Annotated in this window: 22 protein-coding genes and 2 riboswitches; of the genes, 17 read left to right on the top strand and 5 right to left on the bottom strand. The window is 48.7% G+C overall.

The genetic code is table 11. The features are described from left to right. Positions 1-23 precede the first annotated feature (23 nt). A riboswitch (SAM riboswitch) is annotated at positions 24-200 on the bottom strand. Between the two features lie 130 nt (positions 201-330). From ACFVS2_RS14605 to ACFVS2_RS14565, 9 genes are all read left to right on the top strand, one after another. Next, positions 331-846: a sigma-70 family RNA polymerase sigma factor gene (locus ACFVS2_RS14605; RefSeq protein WP_390234985.1), complete on the top strand. Its 516-nt coding sequence runs from the start codon at positions 331-333 to the stop codon at positions 844-846. Next, positions 846-2,036, top strand: coding sequence for an anti-sigma factor (locus tag ACFVS2_RS14600; RefSeq protein ID WP_390234983.1), 1,191 nt, complete (start codon positions 846-848; stop codon positions 2,034-2,036). Before ACFVS2_RS14605 ends, ACFVS2_RS14600 begins: the two co-directional genes overlap by 1 nt. Positions 2,037-2,132: 96 nt before the next feature. Then, positions 2,133-2,278: riboswitch (SAM riboswitch) on the top strand. 134 nt (positions 2,279-2,412) lie between these two features. Further along, a complete protein-coding gene (mtnK, locus tag ACFVS2_RS14595; RefSeq protein WP_173616609.1) occupies positions 2,413-3,642 on the top strand; it encodes an S-methyl-5-thioribose kinase in 1,230 nt (409 codons plus the stop codon). Next, the gene (gene mtnA, locus ACFVS2_RS14590) at positions 3,639-4,679 is read left to right on the top strand and encodes an S-methyl-5-thioribose-1-phosphate isomerase (RefSeq protein WP_390234980.1); all 1,041 of its coding nucleotides are present in this window, start codon (positions 3,639-3,641) and stop codon (positions 4,677-4,679) included. Before mtnK ends, mtnA begins: the two co-directional genes overlap by 4 nt. Before the next feature lie 99 nt (positions 4,680-4,778). Further along, positions 4,779-5,351, top strand: a complete 573-nt coding sequence (locus tag ACFVS2_RS14585) for a GNAT family N-acetyltransferase (RefSeq protein ID WP_390234978.1) — start codon at positions 4,779-4,781, stop codon at positions 5,349-5,351. Between the two features lie 137 nt (positions 5,352-5,488). Continuing rightward, positions 5,489-7,231 (top strand): ABC transporter ATP-binding protein, encoded by a 1,743-nt coding sequence (locus ACFVS2_RS14580; RefSeq protein ID WP_390234976.1) that lies wholly within the window; start codon positions 5,489-5,491, stop codon positions 7,229-7,231. Positions 7,232-7,250: 19 nt separating this feature from the next. Further along, a complete protein-coding gene (locus ACFVS2_RS14575; RefSeq protein WP_390234974.1) occupies positions 7,251-9,335 on the top strand; it encodes an ABC transporter ATP-binding protein in 2,085 nt (694 codons plus the stop codon). Positions 9,336-9,363: 28 nt separating this feature from the next. Next, positions 9,364-10,548 (top strand): MFS transporter, encoded by a 1,185-nt coding sequence (locus ACFVS2_RS14570; RefSeq protein ID WP_390234972.1) that lies wholly within the window; start codon positions 9,364-9,366, stop codon positions 10,546-10,548. A gap of 134 nt (positions 10,549-10,682) precedes the next feature. Next, on the top strand, positions 10,683-10,835 hold the full coding sequence (locus tag ACFVS2_RS14565) for a hypothetical protein (RefSeq protein WP_390234970.1): 153 nt from the start codon (positions 10,683-10,685) through the stop codon (positions 10,833-10,835). 67 nt (positions 10,836-10,902) lie between these two features. Here ACFVS2_RS14565 and ACFVS2_RS14560 read toward each other — a convergent pair whose 3' ends face one another. From ACFVS2_RS14560 to sppA, 3 genes are all read right to left on the bottom strand, one after another. Beyond that, positions 10,903-11,913 (bottom strand): CAP domain-containing protein, encoded by a 1,011-nt coding sequence (locus ACFVS2_RS14560; RefSeq protein WP_390234969.1) that lies wholly within the window; start codon positions 11,911-11,913, stop codon positions 10,903-10,905. A gap of 117 nt (positions 11,914-12,030) precedes the next feature. Next, entirely contained in the window at positions 12,031-12,522 is a 492-nt protein-coding gene (locus ACFVS2_RS14555) for an RDD family protein (RefSeq protein ID WP_390234966.1), read from the bottom strand. A 30-nt stretch (positions 12,523-12,552) separates the two neighbouring features. Next, positions 12,553-13,518, bottom strand: coding sequence for a signal peptide peptidase SppA (gene sppA / locus ACFVS2_RS14550; RefSeq protein ID WP_390234964.1), 966 nt, complete (start codon positions 13,516-13,518; stop codon positions 12,553-12,555). A 203-nt stretch (positions 13,519-13,721) separates the two neighbouring features. Between sppA and ACFVS2_RS14545 the strand changes: the two genes are divergently transcribed. Continuing rightward, positions 13,722-14,450 (top strand): amino acid ABC transporter ATP-binding protein, encoded by a 729-nt coding sequence (locus ACFVS2_RS14545; RefSeq protein WP_217367434.1) that lies wholly within the window; start codon positions 13,722-13,724, stop codon positions 14,448-14,450. Between the two features lie 58 nt (positions 14,451-14,508). On the opposite strand, the gene ACFVS2_RS14540 is transcribed toward ACFVS2_RS14545, so the two are convergent. Next, positions 14,509-15,210, bottom strand: coding sequence for a polysaccharide deacetylase family protein (locus tag ACFVS2_RS14540; RefSeq protein WP_007726352.1), 702 nt, complete (start codon positions 15,208-15,210; stop codon positions 14,509-14,511). Positions 15,211-15,351: 141 nt separating this feature from the next. On the opposite strand from ACFVS2_RS14540, the gene ACFVS2_RS14535 reads away from it, so the two are divergent. From ACFVS2_RS14535 to gcvH, 6 genes are all read left to right on the top strand, one after another. After that, entirely contained in the window at positions 15,352-16,164 is an 813-nt protein-coding gene (locus tag ACFVS2_RS14535; RefSeq protein WP_007726354.1) for a DUF2797 domain-containing protein, read from the top strand. A 47-nt stretch (positions 16,165-16,211) separates the two neighbouring features. Then, a complete protein-coding gene (locus ACFVS2_RS14530) occupies positions 16,212-16,385 on the top strand; it encodes a hypothetical protein (RefSeq protein ID WP_173616599.1) in 174 nt (57 codons plus the stop codon). 92 nt (positions 16,386-16,477) lie between these two features. Further along, on the top strand, positions 16,478-16,843 hold the full coding sequence (locus tag ACFVS2_RS14525) for an arsenate reductase family protein (protein WP_007726358.1): 366 nt from the start codon (positions 16,478-16,480) through the stop codon (positions 16,841-16,843). Continuing rightward, positions 16,840-18,030, top strand: a complete 1,191-nt coding sequence (locus tag ACFVS2_RS14520; RefSeq protein WP_390234961.1) for an aminotransferase class I/II-fold pyridoxal phosphate-dependent enzyme — start codon at positions 16,840-16,842, stop codon at positions 18,028-18,030. The genes ACFVS2_RS14525 and ACFVS2_RS14520 overlap by 4 nt, the downstream gene beginning before the upstream one ends. A 33-nt stretch (positions 18,031-18,063) precedes the next feature. Next, complete coding sequence (locus ACFVS2_RS14515) at positions 18,064-18,516, top strand: redoxin domain-containing protein (protein ID WP_007726362.1); 453 nt, start codon at positions 18,064-18,066, stop codon at positions 18,514-18,516. Positions 18,517-18,575: 59 nt separating this feature from the next. Beyond that, complete coding sequence (gene gcvH / locus ACFVS2_RS14510; protein ID WP_047073101.1) at positions 18,576-18,956, top strand: glycine cleavage system protein GcvH; 381 nt, start codon at positions 18,576-18,578, stop codon at positions 18,954-18,956. 55 nt (positions 18,957-19,011) lie between these two features. Here the strand turns inward: gcvH and ACFVS2_RS14505 are convergent, their stop codons facing one another. Beyond that, positions 19,012-21,066 (bottom strand): methyl-accepting chemotaxis protein, encoded by a 2,055-nt coding sequence (locus ACFVS2_RS14505; RefSeq protein WP_390234958.1) that lies wholly within the window; start codon positions 21,064-21,066, stop codon positions 19,012-19,014. A 305-nt stretch (positions 21,067-21,371) separates the two neighbouring features. On the opposite strand from ACFVS2_RS14505, the gene ACFVS2_RS14500 reads away from it, so the two are divergent. Then, positions 21,372-21,812: a hypothetical protein gene (locus ACFVS2_RS14500; RefSeq protein WP_173616594.1), complete on the top strand. Its 441-nt coding sequence runs from the start codon at positions 21,372-21,374 to the stop codon at positions 21,810-21,812. Positions 21,813-21,814: the final 2 nt, after the last annotated feature.

The raw sequence follows: 21,814 nt of genomic DNA, 5'->3' as shown, positions 1-21,814 counted from the left end.
GACTTATGAAAGCGTCTCGTCTCCTCTCATCTCTCGGGTCAGTAGCCGAAACGAGCCAAAGATGCTCTATCTCGACTCTTATCCGTTGGAATTAGCACCGTTTCGCTATCCAAGGTACGCATCATCCGCGTACGATTCATGGTATAGCGCCGGTTGCCGGGCATCATAGGGCCAGTCCCTCAGCCAGCTCGCGATAAGAGTTATTCGTTTCCCCCATGATATGACGTTCATTCTCAGGAGTCAATCTTTGTTTTTGTAGAGAATGTGCAGCAGGTTATCAGAAAAATGAGATGAAGGTGAAACTTTTTGACAATTCCTTCGTGGTAAGGGATGAAGGGGTGTGAACGGCTTGGGAAAGTAGGTCTGGAGGATGTGTACCAGCTGCATGTAAACGATATTTACCGCTATCTTTTCCGGCTGACACGAGATGAGAGGCTGGCAGAGGATTTGACACAGGAAACCTTTTGTCGCGCCTTCTCTTCCTTGGACGACTACCGTGGGGAAAAAGTACGGCCTTGGCTATTCAAGGTGGCCTATCACGCTTTCGTGGACGGCTATCGCAAGAAGACGAAACAACGGTTTGCATATGTGGAAGCCCTGCCAGAGCGACGTGATCATTCGGCGGTTGATCCGGCAGAGCATGTCGTGAACAAGGAGCTGTGGGAAGTGGCCTATGACTATTTGGAGCAACTTCCGGAAAAGCAGAGACAGGTCATTTTGTTGTCTACCATGCAGTTTTCCTACGCGGAAATGGCAGAGGTACTCGGGATCGAGCTGGCAGACGTCAAGCGTTCCTTGTTTCGGGGGCGACAAAAGATGCGGCAGTTGTGGAGGGAGGAAAGGTAATGAGGGAGCAAGATGGCAACAATCGCGAACAAAAGCTGCTGGCTTATTTGCGTGGCGATATGTCGGGGGAAGAGGTAAAACGATTCGAAGAGGAAATAGCCGCTGACGAGGAATACGCACAGCGGTTGGAGAGGCTTTTACTGGGGGAAGAAATGGGAGAGGACAACTCGAAAACAAAACAGCCTGAAACGCTGTCGGCCGAAAAACAGCGCGCCATTGTTCGCCGGGGGAAATGGAAAAATCGGTTGTCCACCGCTGGATTCACTATAGTGCTACCCTTTTTGGCTGGAGTTGTATTGCTGATTCTGAATGGCTGGGTTGGGTCACTGATGCATGAAGATCTGTTCCGCGTTGCGAAGTCGATGGTCAATTTCACCCAGCCAGGTGTGAGCGTGGGGAGTAGTGGTTCACAGGTCGGATTGCTGTACGGAAACATCAGCATGGAACTACGCGAGCGGGTTGGGGGAGAAGAAAAGAACGCGGGCCGTTTTGAGAGTACGAATGTGCTAAGGAACGTGAATGCGAAGCCGCAATGGACGAACGGGGTCAGGGAGCAAAAGCTGTTTTTCCGTTATCCGACAGAGGGAGAAACGGAGGATACCATGTCTCTCACTTCACCTGCCTGGACGACAATGGAGAAGCTGCCTGAGGGAACCGTTTCGCAGCTTGCAATATCTTTTGACCACTTTCTGACGTACGAGGAGTATTATGCACTGATTTCCCGCCATGTTACCTCTTCAGGACAAGATACAGTTTGGTTTGCGGTAGATACAGGGGTGGAGCTCAAGCAAGCAGAGAGTGATGTACCCTATCTGTTGCTTGGTGCCGGGGACGTATGGGGATTTGCTCAGAGAGAACTCGATTACGGAGGTGCGCCCATCCGGGTAAATGGGGAAGGGGCAAGAAGAATGGCGACCTATCTGAACGAAATGAAGTACTTATCTGAGCAAGAAGGTCTGACTCGCGATATTGGCAAAGCCTTGGTATTTGGTAGCGACCCTCAGATAGCAGAACGATACAACTACATGCAACAAAACGGAGTGCGAATCTACGGTGCCGTCTTGACCGGACCTACGAAAGAACTACTGAAGCTCAAGGCCGAAAAGTCAATAACAGCAGCGTTTCTAGGCAAGGTAGACTGGTGGAATTGGGAGCGACCAGCATCATCGGGAACACAATACAGCTACTAAAAGCAAGGTGCGAATTTTTGCACAAAAGGGTGTTGACATCGTGGAAGCGTTGGTTGTATGATTCAAACTAAATCAAAAACCGAATACGTTTTGGATACCTTATCCAGAGAAGGTGGAGGGACTGGCCCGATGATACCCGGCAACCGACATGACGCCATTCAGACGCGAGAAAGCGACTGATTGACAGGCGACATGCACGGTGCTAATTCCTGCAGAAACAAAAGTAGTCTGGAAGATAAGGGGGACATCAACACGGTTCTTACACGTGACGACACGACCTCTTTTCTTCGGGAAAAGAGGTCTTTTTATTGCTCCAGGTACTCAAACAAAACAAATAGAGATAGAGAAAAAATACGTAGAGGGGAGTTTTGGAATCATGGCATATCGCGCATTGACTGAACAGGAAGCAGTGGAGTACGTAAAAGGAATACCGGGTCTTTTTAGCGAAGGAGCAGAGCTGATCAGCCGCGAAATCGGGGATGGCAACCTCAATCTGGTTTTTGACATTCAGGAGCCAGCATCCGGTAAGAGTGTCATTGTCAAGCAAGCGCTGCCTTTTGCCCGCGTCGTGGGAGAATCTTGGCCGCTTACGATTGATCGGGCTCGCATCGAGAGCGAGGCACTCCGCATTCAGCACAAATACGTTCCGGACCTGGTGCCGCAGGTGTATCATTTCGACGGGGAGCTTGCGTTGACTGTCATGGAAAACGTCGGGGACCATATCATCATGCGCAAAGGTCTGATCGAAGGAAAGCGGTACCCGCTATTCGCGAAGCAAATTGGTCGTTTTCTCGCGCAAACATTGTTCTTCACATCCGATCTGGGTGCTCATCCGTACGATAAAAAAGCGCTAGTCGGAACATTCATAAATCCAGAATTATGCAAAATCACAGAAGACCTCGTCTTTACCGATCCGTATGAAAATGCGCCTACCAACGACTTCAACCCGTTGATTCGCCGGGAAGTCGAGGCGATTTGGAACAACAGGCCGCTGAAGCTGGAAATCGCCAAGCTGAAATACGATTTCCTTACTCGCTCAGAAGCGCTGCTACATGGTGACCTGCATACCGGAAGTATTTTTATCACGGAAAACAGCCTGAAAGCAATCGATCCAGAGTTCGCTTACTACGGCCCAATCGGTTTTGACATAGGGGCAGTCATTGCCAATCTATTGCTCAACTACGCAGGACAACACGGTTTGCAAAAAGATCAAGGAGAACGGGAAGCGTACCGCGAATACTTACTGGAAACGGTCGAGGATGTCTGGAATGAATTCGTTTCGCAATTCGTTCAGCTCTGGCACAAGCACGCCAAAGAGCGCAGCGCCCATGTCGAAGGGCTGTGGCAAAGCTACGTGAAGCGCTTGATTCAGGATACAGCAGGCTATGCCGGATGCAAAATCTTGCGCCGTGTCATCGGCTTGGCAGGCGTAGCGGACCTGAATGCCATTGAAGATGACCAGACTCGCGCAGAAGCAGAGCGTCTGGCCCTCTCGATTGGAGAAGCGCTGATTCTCGGTCGCGGCGGCATAGACGAATCGACAGATATCACGGACATCGTACGCACTGTGACCGAACGTTACTATCAGGAGGCAACGACAGTATGACAACCAGCACCCAATTGGCACCTGTTAAGTGGGAGAATGACGCACTGGTCTTGCTTGACCAGACGCGTTTGCCAGTAGAAACAATCTATTTGAACTTGACTACCTCCGAGCAAGTATGGGGTTCCATTCGTCGCTTGGAAGTGCGTGGCGCACCGGCGATTGGCATGGCAGCAGCTTACGGGCTCTACCTGGGCATTCGTGGCAGTGAAGCGAGTAACTACGACGAGTTTTGGCAGGAACTGAACCAGCAGGCAGACTATCTGGGCTCTTCCCGTCCGACAGCCGTGAATCTGTTCTGGGCGTTGGATCGAATCAAAGCTCGTGTTGAAACAGAAAGCGGAGCTTCGATTGCCGAATGGAAGGCAGCAGTGCTCGATGAAGCACTGACGATTCAAAAGGAAGATGCTGAAGTATGCCGGACCATCGGAGAGCATTTGCTCACTCTGTTGCATGACGGTATGGGAATTCTCACGCACTGTAATCCAGGGGCATTGGCTACAGCAGCGTACGGTACGGCTACCGCTCCATTTTATTTGGCAAAGGAACGCGGTTGGAATCTGAAGGTGTACGCAGACGAAACCCGTCCTGTCCTGCAAGGCGCTCGTCTTACTGCATTCGAATTGCAGCAAGCTGGAATTGATGTGACGCTCATCTGCGACAACATGGCGGCGATGGTTATGTCCCAAGGCAAAGTAGAGGCTGTCATCGTGGGTACAGACCGCGTAGCAGCGAATGGCGATGTCGCCAACAAAATCGGTACGTATGGGGTAGCGGTATTGGCAAAAGCTCACGGCATTCCTTTTTACGTGGCAGCCCCCTTGTCCTCTGTTGATCTGGAGACACCGACAGGCGCAGATATTCCGATTGAAGAGCGTCCAGCCGAGGAAATTACCCATGGTTTGGGCAAACAGGTAGCTCCAGACGATATCAAGGTGTACAATCCTGCGTTCGATGTAACGCCTGCGAAGTACATTACAGCAATCGTCACGGAGACAGGTATTTTCAAGCCGGAAGAGATCGGCAATAGCAAAAAATAAAAGAATGATGCATAAGCGTTCGCCCTGTTGTTGCTGGCGGACGCTTTTTGCTCATTTTGGCGTTTTCCAGTAAAATATCCAAGAAAAGGGGAGATTCGTATGCAAACGATTCAACGGATAGCAATCAATGAAGATACGTACTTGAAACAATTAGAATTAGCCGATGCTGAGGAGTTATTTTTGCTTACGAATTCGAACCGGGAGAATCTTATGGAATGGCTGCCGTGGCTGAATTATACGAAGAAGGTAGAGGATTCGCGCCAATTCATCCAAGCGACGATTCATCAGTACAACGATAATCGCGGCATCAACTACGGCATTTGGTACCAAGGACGTCTGGCTGGTACAGTTGGCGTGCATACGGTGGATTGGATCAACAAAAAGACGTCCATTGGCTATTGGCTGGGTGCGCAATTTCAGGGTAAGGGCTTAATGACGGAAGCAGTGGCGACCTACTTGGACGTATTGATCTTCGGGTCATGGGATTTGGAAAAAGTAACGATTCAGGCTGCTACGGAAAACTACAAGAGCAGATCGATTCCGGAACGATTAGGGTTTCAACTGGAGGGGATACTACGCCGGAATGAATTCCTTTACGATCATTACGTGGATCATGCCACTTACAGCTTGCTAAAAGAGGAATGGCTTGACTGGAAAACCGATAAAAAATAGTAGATTGAACTGTATGCTTCGATTGACAATGAAAATTCTGTAAATTACGATGGTGAAGACAGATCAAGAGGGCTGCGTGTGATTCGCAAGCCCTTTTTTAGTCGTGCTGTTAGGTTTAAAAAATAGAGGTGATTTACATGCAGACACTTCGGCAATTATCTTGGTTTTTCCGTGCTTATTGGAAACGGTACGTCATTGGAATCTCTGTGCTGTTTATCATCGATGTCCTCATGCTTTGGCCGCCGAAATTAATCGGGGACACGGTGGATTCGATTCGTAACAGTTCCCTGACGGACGCTGACTTGACGCAAACAGTGGTCATCTTGCTCGTATTGGGTGTTAGCTTGTATGGATTGCGGTTTCTCTGGCGGTACTTGTTAAATGGGGGAGCCTTGATACTGGAGAGGACGTTACGCGAGCGACTGTTTGCCCATTTGACGAGAATGACCCCGTCGTTTTTTCATCGCAAGCGCAGTGGGGATTTGATGGCCGTCGCTACCAACGACATTCCTGCCATTGAACAAACCGCTAGTACAGGGGTGCTTACGCTTGTCGATGCGCTGTTCATGACCTTGTTAACGCTGGGCGTCATGGTGACTGCGATTGATTGGAAGCTGACGCTGGCTGCACTGATCCCGATGCCGTTTTTGGCATGGTCAACGGCGTACTATGGAAAGTTGCTGCATGAGCGTTTTTACTTGGCGCAGGAAGCCTTCGGAGAGATGAATGATCATGTCCAACAATCTGTGTCAGGCGTTCGGGTATTGAGAGCATTTGTTCAGGAAAAGGCCGATATTGAGGCATATCGCCGAGTCAGTGAAAAAACGTTGGAGAGAAATGTGAGCGTTTCGCGGATCGACGCCCTGTTCGAGCCGACAATCGCGATTATTATTGGCTTCAGCTTTTTGATCGGGCTGGGCTATGGGACGTATTTGGTGTTCACTAGCGCTATCTCCTTAGGGAATTTAGTTGCGTTCAATTTATACTTGGGACTTTTAATTTGGCCGATGTTCGCCTTTGGTTGGCTGGTCAATGTATTGCAACGCGGTGGTGCTTCCCACAAGCGTTTTACAGAGCTAATGGTGGAGCAGCCAGATGTGACGGAGGCAGCGAATCCGGTCACGAGCCAAATCGCCAATACCGTAGAAGCACGCCATTTTTCCTTTACGTATCCGGGCACTGACAAGCCGGCACTCATTGATATCTCGTTTCGTTTGGGCGAAGGAGAGACGCTTGGGATTGTTGGACGGACAGGAAGCGGCAAGTCGACGTTGTGCCGTGCCTTATTGCATCAATATCAGATGGAGGAACAAGCTCTGTTTATCGGGGGCATCCCGATCGAAGGGCTCGCTTTCGATACGCTACGGGAAAAAATCGGCTATGTGCCTCAGGAGCATTTGCTGTTCTCACGGACGATTGCAGAAAATGTTACATTCGGGAAACCACAAGCGACGACCGAGGACGTGATACATGCGTTGGAGCTTGCGGAGATGAAGAGAGATCTGGCGCAATTCAGAGATGGATTGCAAACCATGGTTGGAGAGAAGGGGGTCACCCTTTCCGGGGGGCAAAAACAGCGGGTTTCCATTGCGCGCGCTCTTTTGATGGATGCGGGTATCCTGATTCTCGACGATTCTTTATCGGCTGTGGACGCGCGGACTGAGGAGAGCATTCTTCGTCATCTGAGACAGGAGCGCGCGGATAAAACGACGATTATTACCGCTCATCGTCTGTCTGCCGTCCAGCACGCACAACTGATTCTTGTGCTGGATGAGGGGCAGATCGTCGAGCGGGGGACACATGACGAGCTGATGCAGCACAACGGCTGGTATGCAGAGCAGTACCGCCGTCAGCAAATGGAACAGGATGTGGCTGGTTGAGAGAGGGGGAAAACGTTTCATGAGCAAAGAAAATGTATGGGGGCGTTTAACCGAGTACGCCAGGCCATTTCAAAAGCAAATACTAGGCGCGCTGTTCCTGCTCTTGCTGGGAACGAGTGCAGAGTTGGCAGGTCCTTTTTTAGCCAAGGTCATGATTGATAATCACATCCTGGCGATCCAGAAGCCTTGGTATCAACTAGACGAAGTGCCACCACAAGCAGCGGGGCAAGTCGCCGCACTGAACGGTACGAACTATATTCGTGAAGATGTTGCAGCAAAGACGGGTCTTGCTTTGGACAGTATCAATCAAAAAGAAGTAACCGTGCTGACAGAAGGCACGACCTATTACTTGGTTTCCGGCAAGGTGAATCCAAACACAGAGAAGCAATTTACCCCGATTGCGCCAGAAAACGGCAGGGAACGCTTCGAGGTAACAACCAAGGATCAATCAGGTCAAAAGACGACCTCCACAGGCATTCGACTGACCGCAGAGGAAGTCAAGGCGATGTATCAAGGAGATGTCCTGCCCATTGTCTGGCTGTCTGTAGGTTATGGAGCACTGATCTTGCTCTCAGCTGGTTTCAACTACGTCCAGATTTTGTGGCTGCAAAAGATCGCTCAGCGCATCATTCAGCAAATGCGGATGAAGCTGTTTATCCATTTGCAAAAGCTCCCGGTTGCCTTTTTTGACAAAACGCCAGTAGGTGCGCTCGTCTCCCGTGTGAGCAATGATACAGAAGCCATCCGTGAGCTGTATGTAAGTGTACTCGCCACATTTGTACAGAACGCTCTTTATTTGATTGGAATCTTGATCGCGCTTTACATCTTGCAGCCTGAGCTCGCCCTCTTTTGCTTTTTGACGGTGCCAGTGCTCGTACTGTTAGTCTACGTGTATCAAAAGTACAGCTCTCGCTACTATGCGGTGATTCGCGCGAAGCTCGGTGATATGAACACAACGATCAATGAAATGATCCAGAACATGACGATCGTGCAAGCATTTCGTCGGGAGAAGGGCGTACAAAAGGAGTTTGCTGATGTAAACGGGGTCTACTTCAAGGTGCGGATGAAAGAGATCAATCTGGAATCCTTGCTTTTGCGTCCAGCGGTAGATTTGATCTGGAAAGTTTCCTTGACCCTGATCGTCTGGTATTACGGCTCGACTTCCTTCCACAGCGCGATTTCCTTCGGTGCGCTTTTTGCTTTTGTCGATTACATGGGGCGTTTTTTCGAACCGATCAACATGATCATGAATCGGTTGTCACAAATGCAGCAGGCGACCATTTCGGCGGGGCGCGTCTTCGAAATTATGGATGAGACCACGGAGAAGAAAGAAACGGGTGCACAAATCGAACGCCCGCGTGGAGAGGTTGTTTTTGATAACGTATCTTTTGCTTATCAAGGTGACGATTATGTCTTGAAAAACGTCTCCTTTTCGGCGCAGCCTGGTCAGACGATTGCGTTGGTAGGACACACCGGATCGGGAAAAAGCTCTTTGATGAATTTGCTGCTCGGGTTCTATCCGGTGACGAAAGGGAGCATTTTGATCGACGGGCAAGATATGAGACAGATTGAAACGCATTCATTGCGCAGTCATGTCGGACTCGTTTTGCAGGACCCATTCTTGTTTACGGGCAGTATTGGATTTAATATTCGTATGTACAATGATACGATTACGGATGAAGAAGTGAAGCGGGCTGCAAAAGCTGTACGTGCTGATGAATTCATTTCCAAGCTGCCGGGTGGGTATGACGAACCAGTCGTCGAGCGAGGCATGACGCTATCCGCAGGCCAACGCCAACTGATCTCTTTTGCTCGGGCATTGGCTGCTGATCCTGCGATGCTGATCTTGGACGAAGCAACGGCAAGCATTGACAGTGAAACAGAGCTAGCCATTCAGGAAGCGTTGCATGTACTATCAAAAGGTAGGACGACATTCATCATTGCACATCGATTGTCGACGATTCAGCACGCCGACCAAATTCTTGTTTTGTCCCGTGGAGAAATCATGGAGCGAGGTACACATGATGAACTCATGGCGCAAAATGGTCTTTATCAAAAAATGTATCAGCTTCAACAGGGGAGTGCTTCCGTAGAGAGTGCTTAGTAGGGAGCTAGGAAGGAGAAACAACACCATGTCACAGTCACGTTACACCTTTTGGGTGTTGATTTTGGTTGTCGGTATTGCGGGGTTAAGCCAAGGCTTGACGATCCCGATGCTGACGGTTTTATTGGAAAAACAAGGTGTTTCATCCGTGATGAACGGACTCAACGCCGCTGCCTTGTATATTGGGATGGTCATGGTCAATCCATTTTTGGAAATCCCACTGCGGCGCATTGGATACCGATCCACAATATTATGGGGATTGCTGGTGGTGACGATTGCAACAGCGCTCATCCCGATGTTTAGCCATTTGGCGGTCTGGTTCGTATTACGTTTACTGATGGGTGTGGGCGATAGCGGTTTACATTACGCCAGCCAAATGTGGGTGACTAAGATCGCAGCTCCCGAGAATCGTGGGCGCGATCTTTCCATTTACGGTCTGGCATATGGCGTGGGCTTTAGTATTGGTCCATTAGGCTTAAGCGTGCTGCATTTGGGGATTTGGGTACCTTTTGGCGGCTTGCTCGTTCTGTATCTGATTGCCTTCTTATTATTATCCCGAATCAAAAATGAGTTCCCTGCACAGATCGAGCAAACGGAAAAGAAGCAAAACAAGTATGCATTTGTTTTGCGACTTGCTTGGCTGGCGCTGATTCCTTCGTTTTTGTTCGGATTCATGGAGACGTCACTCAACGGCAGTTTTCCCGTTTATGCCTTGCGTACCGGCTTGTCCGTTGAATGGGTTTCCTTGATCCTTCCGTCGTTTGTCGTGGGAAGTATTATCTTGCAGATGCCGCTGGGGGCATTGAGTGACCGTATAGGACGCAAGCAGGTCATGCTCGTGTGTGCCCTTGTAGGGGGATTGGCCTTCTTCCTGTTCCCGTTTGCAGGTGAAAACGTATGGCTGATGATGCTGTTGTTGGCCATTGCAGGAGCGGCAGTCGGTTCCTTTTACTCGCTGGGATTGGCTTTTTCGGCAGATATTTTACCAGCATCGATGGTTCCTACCGCAGGAATTATCGCGGGTGTCAATTTTGGTGTCGCCAGTATTTTGGCTCCGAATGTGAATGGCCTGCTGATGGACGTGTGGGAGCCGTGGACGATCTTTTGGCTGATGGGATCGCTGCTCATTGTTTTCGCGGCAGCTTGTCTGTTTTTCAAACAAAAAGCAACCCAAGAACAGACGTATTCGATGCCATTGCAAAAACAGGGGTAAAAACAATGATGGATAAGCTTCGCCAAGCTTTTGGCGAAGCTTTTATTTTTTTTGCCCAAAAAAGCATAAACGGGCATCAAGGAGGGAAGCGTATGAATAGTAAGTAGAACAGCATGATTGGAAGGGGTTACCCGATGCTGACACCATGCATTTTCAGAAGAGGCATTGCCTGGATCTTATTTTTCGTGCTCAGTTTGGTAATCATCCCGTTTTTCTCAGATGACGGCCAGGCTCCGACACCGTCTACACCTGCACCTGCCACTACAAATGCAACTTCGCAGCCATAGCTTTGCCCTTGTGTTCACAAAAAAAGACACGCCACTGACGACGGCGTGTCTTTTTGCTGGTGTAGTATTAGCGAGTAACAAAATTTTGCGTGAAATACGGTCGGCCGTCTTTCATAACGATACCGACACCGAGTTGCTTGAATTTTGGACTGAGCAAGTTTTGACGATGGCCTGCGGAGTTCATCCAGCTCATGTGGGCTTCGATCCCGTCTAGCTGTCCGTAGGCAATATTTTCACCAGCTGAGCTGTAACGAATGCCGGCTTGCTTCAAACGATCAAACGGACTTCCCGTAGATGGGGAGGTATGGTTGAAAAAGTTATTCTGGCCCATGTCTTGGCTGTGTGCTCTGGCTACTGCTGCAACTTGCTCATCCCAAGTGATAACAGGCAGCTTGGCACGTTGCCTTGCCACGTTGAGCAAGTCCAAATTTTGTTTCTCGTATGCGAGCGCTGACTGCTTCATCTGTGCGTCTGTCAGTTTCGGCAGTTCCGGTAATTTCGAATAGGAAATGGGATACATCAAGCCAATCGCAATGGTGGCAAAATGCTCAGGAGTAGAGATGCGCACCCCTGCGACCTTATTTCCACCCAGTTGATCGATAGAGAAGGTGATCGCCTGATTGTTTTGGATATAGGTCGGATGAGTAAGGGTATTTTTTTGGATACGCAGACTTGGGATGATCGTCAGCGTGTTTTGCGGTGCACCCCAGCTATTTTGTAGGTCTTTTGTAGTAGATCCAATCGTGATGCCATTCAGATTCAGCTTGGCTCCATTGGTAAACAACGTCACGACTTTGCCGTTTTGCAGGCCGACTTGAATGTAGTTGTTCAAATCTTGGTTGTAAATCCACCATTCCACGCCCGTATGACTAGGATCGATCCGGGCAGGCTTGCCTAATGTTTGTTCTACCTGTGCTGTGCTCATTCCTAGCTGAAGGTTATAGACGTCATTCGTTTTAACGGCTGCTGCTTGAGGGACAGCAGATGCAGCTGAAACAGGAAGGACAGGGGCAACGTGGCCGAGCAGAGCCAGCGAAAGGCTCAGGGCGAGGATGCTGGTTACTTTCTGTTTACGCATGTATCTTCCTCCTCGGTTGGGATAGGATCTGCCTTGTTGGTAATGGTATCGGCAGGAAGCGGCTACAAAAATAGGGACCAAGGATGCAAAAATAAAACCCCCGCAATAGAGCGGAGGTTATGGTCGACGATCCCGGATGACATACGTTTTGGCGATCAGATCATGCCAGCCTTGCTTACGTGGGTGCCATGCAACCCATAGATAGCCCAGTCCGAAAATGAGTGAAGCAACGAATTTACCGATGACTTCTCGTAATAATACTTGTCCGCCTGTCAGATTGCCTCGCGCCTGTCTGGCACTGATGACACGGATGCCTGTGATCAGCTTTCCCAAGGTTTGTCCGGTCCACCAGGTCAGCAAGATCATATAGAGGAGATCAAACAACACCTCTACCAAATCGATGAAGTGAAAAGAGGCGTAAGGAACGGAAAAAACACGCCGCAACGGATTGAAAACGAGGTAGCTAATCCCGATCAAGAACATCGAATCAAGGAGCGATGCTACGACACGAATCCAAAAGCCTGCATACGAATGCTGTGGATGGGCTTCTGAATAGGGCTCATGGGATACAGGATCATGTGCTTTTTCATCGTCGGGAAGCTGGTTCATAAGAAGCCACTCCTTTTTCTTTTTAACAGGCTAAGGCATGAACTGATACAGTAGACGAGGGGAACTTTGGCGGTCCCATATTCGATTGAGACCAAGCGGATCAGGATTCGACCAGTATTGCTTCATACTGAATAACAGCTTGCTGATGGAGAGCTGGTCTGCATAGCGTATGACCATGGCTTCTTTTTCTCCAGACAAAGAGAGGGCGTAGCGAGTCGCTTCCTCCAAATCACCGAATTCATCGATGAGACCCAGGCGTTTTGCTTGCTCACCGGAATAGACACGGCCGTCAGCGATTTCCAGCACGCGTTGACGGGAGAGGTTGCGGCCTTTAACGATGACGTCGACGAAATTGTTGTAGCTTTCGTTGACGAGTGTTTGGAAAATGTGCCGTTCTGGGTCCGTTAGTGGCCGGGATGGACTGCCGATGTCCTTGAAGCGCCCGCTTTTGATCGCGTATTGATGTACACCCAGTTTGTTCGCAGCTTCACTATAGTTAAACAGGTTGAAAATCACGCCGAGACTGCCAGTCAGTGTGTTGGGATTGGCAAAAATCGCATCGCCTGTTGTGGCCAAGTAATAGCCGCCTGAGGCTGCTGTGGAACCCATGCTGACGACAATGGGAAGATTGCGAACTTGCTTGAGCCGTAGCAAGCGTCTGTGTAATTCATCCGTAGCGACGACCTCTCCACCTGGACTATCAATACGAAGGACCACGGCTTTCACCAGTTCATCCTCTTCAATTCGGCGTAGCTGTTCAGTCAATAGCTCCGTCATCGAAGGCACCCCAGCGCTATTTTGTTGCCCCGAAATAACGCCGTTCACAAATAGCTGCACAATTTTGCTGTCGCCATAGCCCGATACTACATTTTCTTCCCAAGCAAACCCAGGATGGTCGACGAGATCTGTATAAGTCCCGTAAATACCCTCCACCAAAAGCCCTAATAGAAAAACGACCAGTACAATTACGAGAGCGACCCATTTTTTTCGATGCATGAAAACCACCTCACACTTAGCATGAGCCGTCGAGGGCAGAGTTACGCATGGGACGAGCACTGGAAAAAATGGGATTGACGTGATCGTCTGCGAGGCTGGCAACCAAAGGCTGAACAGTAAATTCATGCAATTTTTTGACTATTACGGTAAAATGAAATAACAAGAACGACAAGCTTGTTTTATCGCAATAGGGGGACAGACAAATGATTATACAGGTGTCGGATTTGACGAAGAACTACGGCGATCTGAAAGTGTTGAAGGGCATTACGACTCAGGTAGCAGAAAAGGAAGTAGTCTGCGTCATTGGTCCGTCTGGCTCGGGCAAGAGCACGTTTTTACGTTGCTTGAATCAGTTGGAGGAAATGAGCAGCGGAAAGATTGTCATCAATGGACATAATTTGTCAGACCCCAAGACCGATATGAATAAAGTCAGAGAAGAGGTTGGGATGGTCTTTCAGCGCTTTAATCTCTTTCCGCATAAAACGGTGCTGGAAAACGTCATGCTGGCTCCTGTAAAAGTGAAGAAAATGTCCCAGGAAGAAGCCCGCAAGCAAGGCTTGGCTCTCTTGCAGAAGGTAGGGCTTCAGGATAAGGCCGATGTGTATCCCGAGCGGCTGTCTGGGGGGCAGATGCAGCGAGTGGCAATTGCAAGAGCACTCGCCATGAATCCAAAGGTTATGCTGTTTGATGAACCGACTTCTGCCCTAGACCCGGAGCTGGTAGGAGAGGTGCTTGCCGTCATCAAAAATTTAGCCAAAGAAGGCATGACAATGGTGATCGTGACGCACGAAATGAATTTTGCTAAGGAAGTGGGCGACCGAATCATTTTTATGGATCAAGGTATCATCATGGCAGAAGGTCATCCCAGTGAGGTTTTTGGCAATAACGTTAACGATCGCTTGCGTTCGTTCTTGGGCAAGGTATTGGCGTAAAAAAGAAGGGCACCAGTTGCTTCGTTTCGCTTCAGGAAAACGAGGCATTGGTGCCGTATTATTTTGCTGCATCCAACAATTGACTGACCGTGACAAATCGATAGCCCTGCGAACGCAAATCCGTGATGAGCTCCCGGAGTGCAGCGACTGTTTGCCGTTGGTTTAGACCCCCATCATGAAACAGGATGATATCCCCGGAGGAGACATTGCTCTTGACGCTTTTGGCAATGACGTTAGCCGTACGTGCCAAAGACCAATCACGAGGATCAATCGACCAGTGAATGATGTCGTAGCCACTGGATTGAACCGCATTCATGACGTCATGTGTCAGGATGCCGTAGGGTGGACGGTAGTATTGCGCCAAAATGCCGGTCGTCTTCAAAATGGAGCGTTCTGCATGCTTGATTTCTTCGTACACTTCATGCTCGGTCAGCTTGTTCAGATCAAAATGGTGGTAGCCGTGGTTGCCGATTTCATGTCCAGCCTTGTAAATCCACTGCATGACCTTTGGATGCTTGTCCACTTGGGAGCCAAGGACAAAAAACGTAGCGCGAACGTTGTACTGATGCAGCACTTCAAGAATTTTGGGCGTATAGATAGCATCCGGCCCATCATCAAAAGTGAGAGCGACGACCTTTTTCTCTGTGTCGATTCTGTGGATCGGCTCATACGAAGGCAGTGTTTGCTGAGCAAAAGCAGGTAGGGTGCCGTAGCCAAGAAGGCAGGCGAAAAGCAAGGCGTACCGTATGCATTTGCGCATGAACAATCGCCTCCTTCTTCTGGGATGTGATTAGGTTCACCTCCTGCTAGGGAAAACATGCTACCAAAAGAAAACAGCGGTCAGAGTGGGTGGCGGTTATGTTAAAATGGAAGAACCGTACATAGGAGAGGAGAGAGTTTGGTGGAACTCCGCGGTATTTTGCAAGGACTAACACACGAGTACCATGGAGGGGACAAGCCGGTAGACTACTATTTGAATATCGGTGAAGATCGCCTTCCGCTTAATGAATGGCTGGGCAGTGAATTGACGATTTCGTTTTTAGGCGAAAAAAATTGCATTGCCTGTGGCCGCAAAACAAACAAGACGTTTAACAGCGGGTATTGCTATCCCTGTTTTACCAAACTGCCAGAAAATGACTTGTGCATCGTCAAGCCGCATGAATGTCATTTTGACTTGGGGACTTGCCGGGACGAGAGCTTTGGCGAGAGATATTGCATGATTCCTCATTTTGTCTATCTGGCAGTATCGAGTGATATAAAGGTAGGATTGACTCGCAAGCATAATGAATTGAGACGCTGGGTGGATCAAGGCGCAATTCGCGCGATTCCGATAGCGGAGCTTCCCACTCGTCGGATGGCTGGGGAGCTTGAATTCCACTTGAGTCAGTTTTTGCCAGACAAGACCAACTGGCGGAAAATGCTCAAGGGAGATGTGAAGGAAATCGACTTGCTCGCCATGCGTGACGAAGTGTACGGTCATTTTCCTGAACAGTTTAAAGCATTCCAATATCGCGAGGACGAATGGGTAGATATTGCTTATCCGATCTTGGAGTCGTTGGATAAAATTAATTCCAAGACGCTCGATAAAGAAGAACAGCTCGGCGGGCGATTGATCGGTGTGAAAGCACAGTATTTGATTTTTGAAAATGGTGTATTCCAGACGAGAAAGCACGCTGGCTATCAAGTTGAGATCAAGGCAAAACCATCTGCATAATGACGTGCAAACTCCTCACACTAGGAAAAGTGAAGGAGGATGGGCAGATGGATGAGCACATTGAGTACACCATGCCTTTAACCGGGACACTGGCTGAGGCTGTGGAAGACCAGAATGCCAAGCAACTGGGGGTGCCCTTCTCGCCGCTTTCGCAAATGTGGCAGGTAAATCCTGACCAGACGAATGAAGAAGATCATACAAAGAGCGAGCGCACCGAATAACGGATTCCACAGGAGAAGCAAACGTATGACGACAGCCAGAAGAGAGGGACGGCTGTCGTTTTTGTCAGAAACGAAAAAGCGAGGAAATGATCATGACGATGAAAGCCTACCTATACAACAAATGTGATACATGCCGCAAAGCGAAAAAATGGCTCACGGATCAAAATATTGGCTTCGAAGAAATTCCGATTGTGGATGCACCACCGTCCAAAGAGGAGCTGCGCCAAATATGGCAGACAAGCGGACTCGATTTACGCAAGTTTTTCAATGTGAGCGGTGTCCATTACCGCGAGCTGGGCTTGAAGGACAAGCTTCCTACGATGTCAGAGGATGAAATGCTGGAGCTGTTGGCTTCCAATGGCAAGCTGATCAAACGGCCTCTTATCGCAAGCGATCAAACCGTAACCCTTGGTTTCAAAGAAGAAGAGCTGGAGAAGGCTTGGGGAGGGAAGGCATGATGCGCCAACCTTCCAAAAGACTGAACCATCTTTCCGCCGATATTTTTTCAGAGATGGAGGCTCGCAAAAGGGAAGTTGCCAAAACAAGAACGGTATACGACTTGAGCATTGGCAGTCCTGATCAGCAGCCTGACGAGAAGCTACTGCAAACGTTAATCCATGCCATCCAGCAACCAACTGCTTTTCGCTATCCGTTGAGCGATGGAACGGCGACCTTCCGAGAAGAGGTCGCCCGCTGGTATCAATATCGTTTTGGGGTGGAGCTAGCGCCAGATGGGGAGGTTCATTCCTTGATGGGGTCCCAGGATGGTTTGGCTCACTTTGCTTTGGCATGGACCGATCCTGGAGATGTCGTTCTCGTACCTGATCCTGGGTATCCGATCTACGAAGGAAGCGTTCATTTGGCGGGAGCGGTACCTTACCGGATGCCACTGCGGGCAGAAAATGAATTTTTGCCAAAGCTGTCAGACATTCCAGAGGAGATAGCGGCTCGTGCAACGTTCATGATTCTGAACTATCCGAATAATCCGGTTTCCGCGGTTGCTACCCTTGCCTTTTTTGAAGAGGTTGTGGCTTTTGCCAAGCGTTTTGATATTATCGTGGTTCATGATTTGGCTTATTCGGAGATGGTGTTTGACGGCTACCAAGCGCCGAGCTTCTTGCAAGTGCCAGGAGCGAAGGAAGTGGGAATTGAATTTAATTCGTTTTCCAAGAGCTTCAACATGGCAGGTTGCCGGATCGCTTACGTTGTAGGGAATGCAGACATCATCAAGCCGCTTGCAATTGTAAAATCCAATATTGATTACGGTGTCTTTTTGCCTGTACAGCAAATGGCCATTGAGGCTTTGCGAAGGGATCGGGAGTCGGGGAGGAAAAACACAGTCGCGCCCGTTTACCAAGAACGGCGTGATGTGCTACTGGGGGCATTGGCAAAGGCAGGATGGAGCATTCCATCTCCAAAGGCGACCATGTTCGTCTGGGCAGCTGTACCGAACGGCTGGACGTCACGAGAGTTTGCCTTCGCTTTACTGGAGAAAGCCGGGGTCGTGGTTGTTCCGGGAAGTGCCTTCGGTGAAGAAGGAGAAGGGTATGTACGAATTGCTCTCGTCCAACCTCCAGAGATCTTGTTAGAGGCTGTGGCTGCCATCGATCAATCTGGGATTCTTCGCACGAAAACAAGTGTGTAGCAGTTGAAGTCAAAAAAGAGGGGATGAGCTTTCATGCGTTTGCGCGAAGAAATGCCTGACTTTTCTGGGATTACGGAGTGGATCAACGGGCAAGTAACCAAAGCCGATTTGGTTGGAAGTCCTGTATTGGTACATATCTGGTCCGTCAGTTGCTACATGTGCAAGGAATCGATGCCAAGCATAAACGAATGGCGAGATCAATACGCTGCTAACGGTTTGAAGGTCATAGGAATTCATATGCCTCATTCGGAAAAAGATACAGACATCGAGATGATCAAGAAGGCGATTGCAGAACAACATTTGACACACCCTATTGCAATCGATAATGATAGAAAGACAGTCGATGCATTCCAGAATGAATACGTCCCCGCTTTTTACTTGTTTGACGAGGCTCTCCAGTTACGTCACTTTCAGGCAGGAGAGAAGGGTCTCCAACTGGTAAAAAAACGCTTGTTCAGAATTTTGGGGATCGAAGAGGAATCCTAGAATGTTCGTCTAATTATGTATGTGTAATGGATTGTACCCGATAGGAGGATATGTAAACGATGGAATTCCCGAAAAATCTACGTTACAGTGAAGAGCATGAGTGGGTGCGAGTAGAAGGAAACAAGGCGTACATCGGAATCACTTCTTTTGCTCAATCAGAGCTGGGTGACATCGTGTTTGTCGAGTTGCCTGAGGTAGGCGCGACAATCCAACAGGATGAGCCGTTTGGCAGCGTGGAATCGGTAAAAACCGTTTCTGAACTGTACGCTCCTGTAACTGGTAAAGTAGTAGAAGTAAATGGCGAACTGGAAGACGCTCCTGAACTGGTTAACTCTTCGCCATACGAGCAAGCATGGATGATCGTCGTCGAATTGTCTGATACAGCTGAGCTGGACAAGCTGATGGATGCAGACAAATACGAAGCGATGGTAAAAGAATAGGAAACAAAAAAAGCCGGGGCTTTTATGCTCCGGCTTTTCTTTATTTATGGACGAACTACTCCAACTTGAATGTTCGTACTGCATCATTAAGCTCTTCTGCCATTTTCGCCAGCATCGTTGCAGCCGAAGAGATTTCCTCCATCGAAGCGGTTTGTTCTTCCGCTGCTGCCGCAACCGTTTGAGAGTTGCCGGCTGATTGTTCTGCGATTTGTGTAATATGCGTAATGGCGGATACAATCGTCTGCATTTGCTGACTGATCTTGCTCATTTCTGTAGTCACTTCATTCATGCGGACGAGCAACCCCGACGTGGAGCCAGTAATTTGCTCAAATGCATTTCCTGTTGAGCGAACGAGAGTCATGCCTTCTCCCAAAATAGAAGAGCCATGATTCATTGCCGCAATCGCTGAGCCTGTGTCCTGCTGAATCACGGTGACAATGTGACTGACCTGCTCGGCGGCAGAGCTGGACTGTTCTGCCAGCTTGCGCACCTCGTCCGCTACAACGGCAAAGCCTCGTCCTTGTTCTCCGGCGCGAGCTGCTTCGATAGCGGCGTTCAGAGCGAGCAGGTTGGTTTGATTGGCGATCGTCGTGATGAGTGAGATCATTTCTCCAATCTCTTGGGAGCGTTCGCCTAGTGTATTGACAATGGTAGAAGTCTTGGTCATCTGGCTATGGATCACATCCATGTGCTCGACCGTTTTGGCTGCCATCTGATTGCCATCTGTGGCTTGGCGGTTTGCTTCTTGTGTAGAGTGATTTACATCCTCAATGCCTTTTTCCATCGCTTCGATGTGTACAGCAATCTCGTTGATGACCTCATAGCCTTGAACGGTCGCATCCACTTGCTGCTCAGTACCGTAGGCAATTTCTTGAACGGATTGAGCAATCTGCTCGGTTGCTTTGCTCGTCTGTTCCGCACTTGCCATCAATTGCTCAGACGTAGCAGCAACCTGTTGAGCGTTGAAGCTGACTTGACCCAGCGTTTCGCGCAAGGTTGACGTCATGGAGTTGAAGCGATTTGCCATAACCCCCATCTCATCTGCTGTCTGAATATCCATAGAAGCGGTAAAATCGCCATTGGAGAGGGCATGGGACAGCTGGTTGGCGCGCTCGATTTGTTTGGTTACGTATTTGCTGAAGTAATAAATGACAGCAACCATGATCAGCAGACCGATCAGACTCACCATACAAAGCTCAAAGAACAATTCATAGAGCGGATCGGCAATTTCTTTTTCTGGCATCACGAGAGCGATTGTCCAGTTTGTATCTCCCAACTCTTGAAAATAAACACGATTGATGCCGTTGTCATCATTAAACGTCTTCATTCCTGATTTCTCTTCTAGAAGAGAAGGACCTATTGCTGCCAAGGAAGCATTTTCGTCAGATTGAACGGAATGATTCATCAGCTTGTCTGATTGAGGATGAGCGAGGTATCTCCCTTTTTGATCCACCAAAAAGGCCCAACCTGTTTCGCCTACTTTTGTACTGGAGACGAGCTTTTCCACGTCAGTGAGTGTAATATCGTCTGTGGCTACACCCAGAAGCTTTTTATCCGGCGTGTAAAAAGGAGCGACTACCGTCACCATGGAGACCTTGGAAACCTCGTCAAAGTACGGCTCGGAATAATCCGTTTCCTTCTTGGTCGAGATACCGACTTTGTACCAGTCTTGATTTGGATAGTTATAGGAGTCGCTGCTGTACTCATCTGTAATGTTCACCTTGCCGTCGGTCTTTGCCCCGTAAGTAGCAACGAGTTTCTTGTTCGGGTCAAAAGCGTAAGGTTCCATGAAAATTCCCATTCCAACCGTCGTATCATTAATGAGAACAGTTTTGGACAGCAGGGAATTTAACTGCTCTAGCGAATTTGTAACAGGACCCAATTCAATAAAGCGAGCCATACTCAGCGTTACCTTGCTATGGGATTCCAGTTGCTTTTCCACATTACTGCCGACCATATCTAGTTGATAATTCATTTTGTCCTCAATTTCCCGATCCAGTTGGTCGACAGAGAACCAGAAACCGATGCCCACGACGAGCAAAAGAGTCAAGATAATGACGGGAAGGGTAATGGTCAGGGTTCGAGCACGAAGACTTTTGAAACGAAACATGGAACCGCTCTCCTTTTGAATTTTTGCTAAAATGATTATTATTCCTTATTATCGGATAGATTAAGACTATCTTGTATGATGGATTTAGGCAAATGAAGGGAAATATTCACACTAGTCAGAAAATGTTGCAGGAATCTAAGCAAATCGAGTAAAATGGATAAACCAAATCTTACTTCGATTCATTTATTGGTAGCATTTGCGGGTGGAGTGTTAGTGGGCATATAGGCTACAATGCGGATACAGACAAAGTTTCGACCAAAAAACGGACATGGACGTTTCATTTGGCGAATAGGGAGGGAGACTATATGAGTTTTTGTTGTGGTGCTGGAATGGTAGGTTCCGTAGGCTCAGTCCGTCATTATAAAACGGTTGTACACAATGTCCCGATCATGTTTTGTCCTGTATGTGACAGAATTGAGGTTCATCCCGGTATTGAGGGAGAATACGAAATTTTAGTAGAATATGCTCAGGGAGATCAGGCTCCAGAAGTGGATTTTGCTGACTTTGTGAGTGTTGACAATACATCCGAGTTGTTTGAGAATTGTACCATGACGGATGAAGCGGCCAGCTTCGCCGAAGTATTAAAGCAGCAGATCGATATTTCACTTGATCTGCTCGGGGTCGCCAAGGAGTTACAGGATGACGATTGGCGGGAAGCATTGATGATTCGTTTAAGACGGTTAAGCGAGCGATTGAAGCAGTACAATAAAAGAAAAGCTAATGTCGCACAAGAGCGCATGACCTGAGT

It is taken from the genome of Brevibacillus sp. NPDC058079 (assembly GCF_042885155.1).
In the GTDB taxonomy this organism is placed as follows: Bacteria; Bacillota; Bacilli; order Brevibacillales; family Brevibacillaceae; genus Brevibacillus.
Note: the sequence above shows the minus strand (reverse complement) of the source record. Positions and strands in the feature narration are given on the sequence as shown.

Coding starts and splice junctions, on each gene's coding strand:
- ACFVS2_RS14605 (WP_390234985.1), top strand. CDS start 331: ATGAAGGGGTGTGAACGGCTTGGGAAAGTAGGTCTGGAGGATGTGTAC.
- ACFVS2_RS14600 (WP_390234983.1), top strand. CDS start 846: ATGAGGGAGCAAGATGGCAACAATCGCGAACAAAAGCTGCTGGCTTAT.
- mtnK (WP_173616609.1), top strand. CDS start 2,413: ATGGCATATCGCGCATTGACTGAACAGGAAGCAGTGGAGTACGTAAAA.
- mtnA (WP_390234980.1), top strand. CDS start 3,639: ATGACAACCAGCACCCAATTGGCACCTGTTAAGTGGGAGAATGACGCA.
- ACFVS2_RS14585 (WP_390234978.1), top strand. CDS start 4,779: ATGCAAACGATTCAACGGATAGCAATCAATGAAGATACGTACTTGAAA.
- ACFVS2_RS14580 (WP_390234976.1), top strand. CDS start 5,489: ATGCAGACACTTCGGCAATTATCTTGGTTTTTCCGTGCTTATTGGAAA.
- ACFVS2_RS14575 (WP_390234974.1), top strand. CDS start 7,251: ATGAGCAAAGAAAATGTATGGGGGCGTTTAACCGAGTACGCCAGGCCA.
- ACFVS2_RS14570 (WP_390234972.1), top strand. CDS start 9,364: ATGTCACAGTCACGTTACACCTTTTGGGTGTTGATTTTGGTTGTCGGT.
- ACFVS2_RS14565 (WP_390234970.1), top strand. CDS start 10,683: ATGCTGACACCATGCATTTTCAGAAGAGGCATTGCCTGGATCTTATTT.
- ACFVS2_RS14560 (WP_390234969.1), bottom strand. CDS start 11,913: ATGCGTAAACAGAAAGTAACCAGCATCCTCGCCCTGAGCCTTTCGCTG.
- ACFVS2_RS14555 (WP_390234966.1), bottom strand. CDS start 12,522: ATGAACCAGCTTCCCGACGATGAAAAAGCACATGATCCTGTATCCCAT.
- sppA (WP_390234964.1), bottom strand. CDS start 13,518: ATGCATCGAAAAAAATGGGTCGCTCTCGTAATTGTACTGGTCGTTTTT.
- ACFVS2_RS14545 (WP_217367434.1), top strand. CDS start 13,722: ATGATTATACAGGTGTCGGATTTGACGAAGAACTACGGCGATCTGAAA.
- ACFVS2_RS14540 (WP_007726352.1), bottom strand. CDS start 15,210: ATGCGCAAATGCATACGGTACGCCTTGCTTTTCGCCTGCCTTCTTGGC.
- ACFVS2_RS14530 (WP_173616599.1), top strand. CDS start 16,212: ATGGATGAGCACATTGAGTACACCATGCCTTTAACCGGGACACTGGCT.
- ACFVS2_RS14525 (WP_007726358.1), top strand. CDS start 16,478: ATGACGATGAAAGCCTACCTATACAACAAATGTGATACATGCCGCAAA.
- ACFVS2_RS14520 (WP_390234961.1), top strand. CDS start 16,840: ATGATGCGCCAACCTTCCAAAAGACTGAACCATCTTTCCGCCGATATT.
- ACFVS2_RS14515 (WP_007726362.1), top strand. CDS start 18,064: ATGCGTTTGCGCGAAGAAATGCCTGACTTTTCTGGGATTACGGAGTGG.
- gcvH (WP_047073101.1), top strand. CDS start 18,576: ATGGAATTCCCGAAAAATCTACGTTACAGTGAAGAGCATGAGTGGGTG.
- ACFVS2_RS14505 (WP_390234958.1), bottom strand. CDS start 21,066: ATGTTTCGTTTCAAAAGTCTTCGTGCTCGAACCCTGACCATTACCCTT.
- ACFVS2_RS14500 (WP_173616594.1), top strand. CDS start 21,372: ATGAGTTTTTGTTGTGGTGCTGGAATGGTAGGTTCCGTAGGCTCAGTC.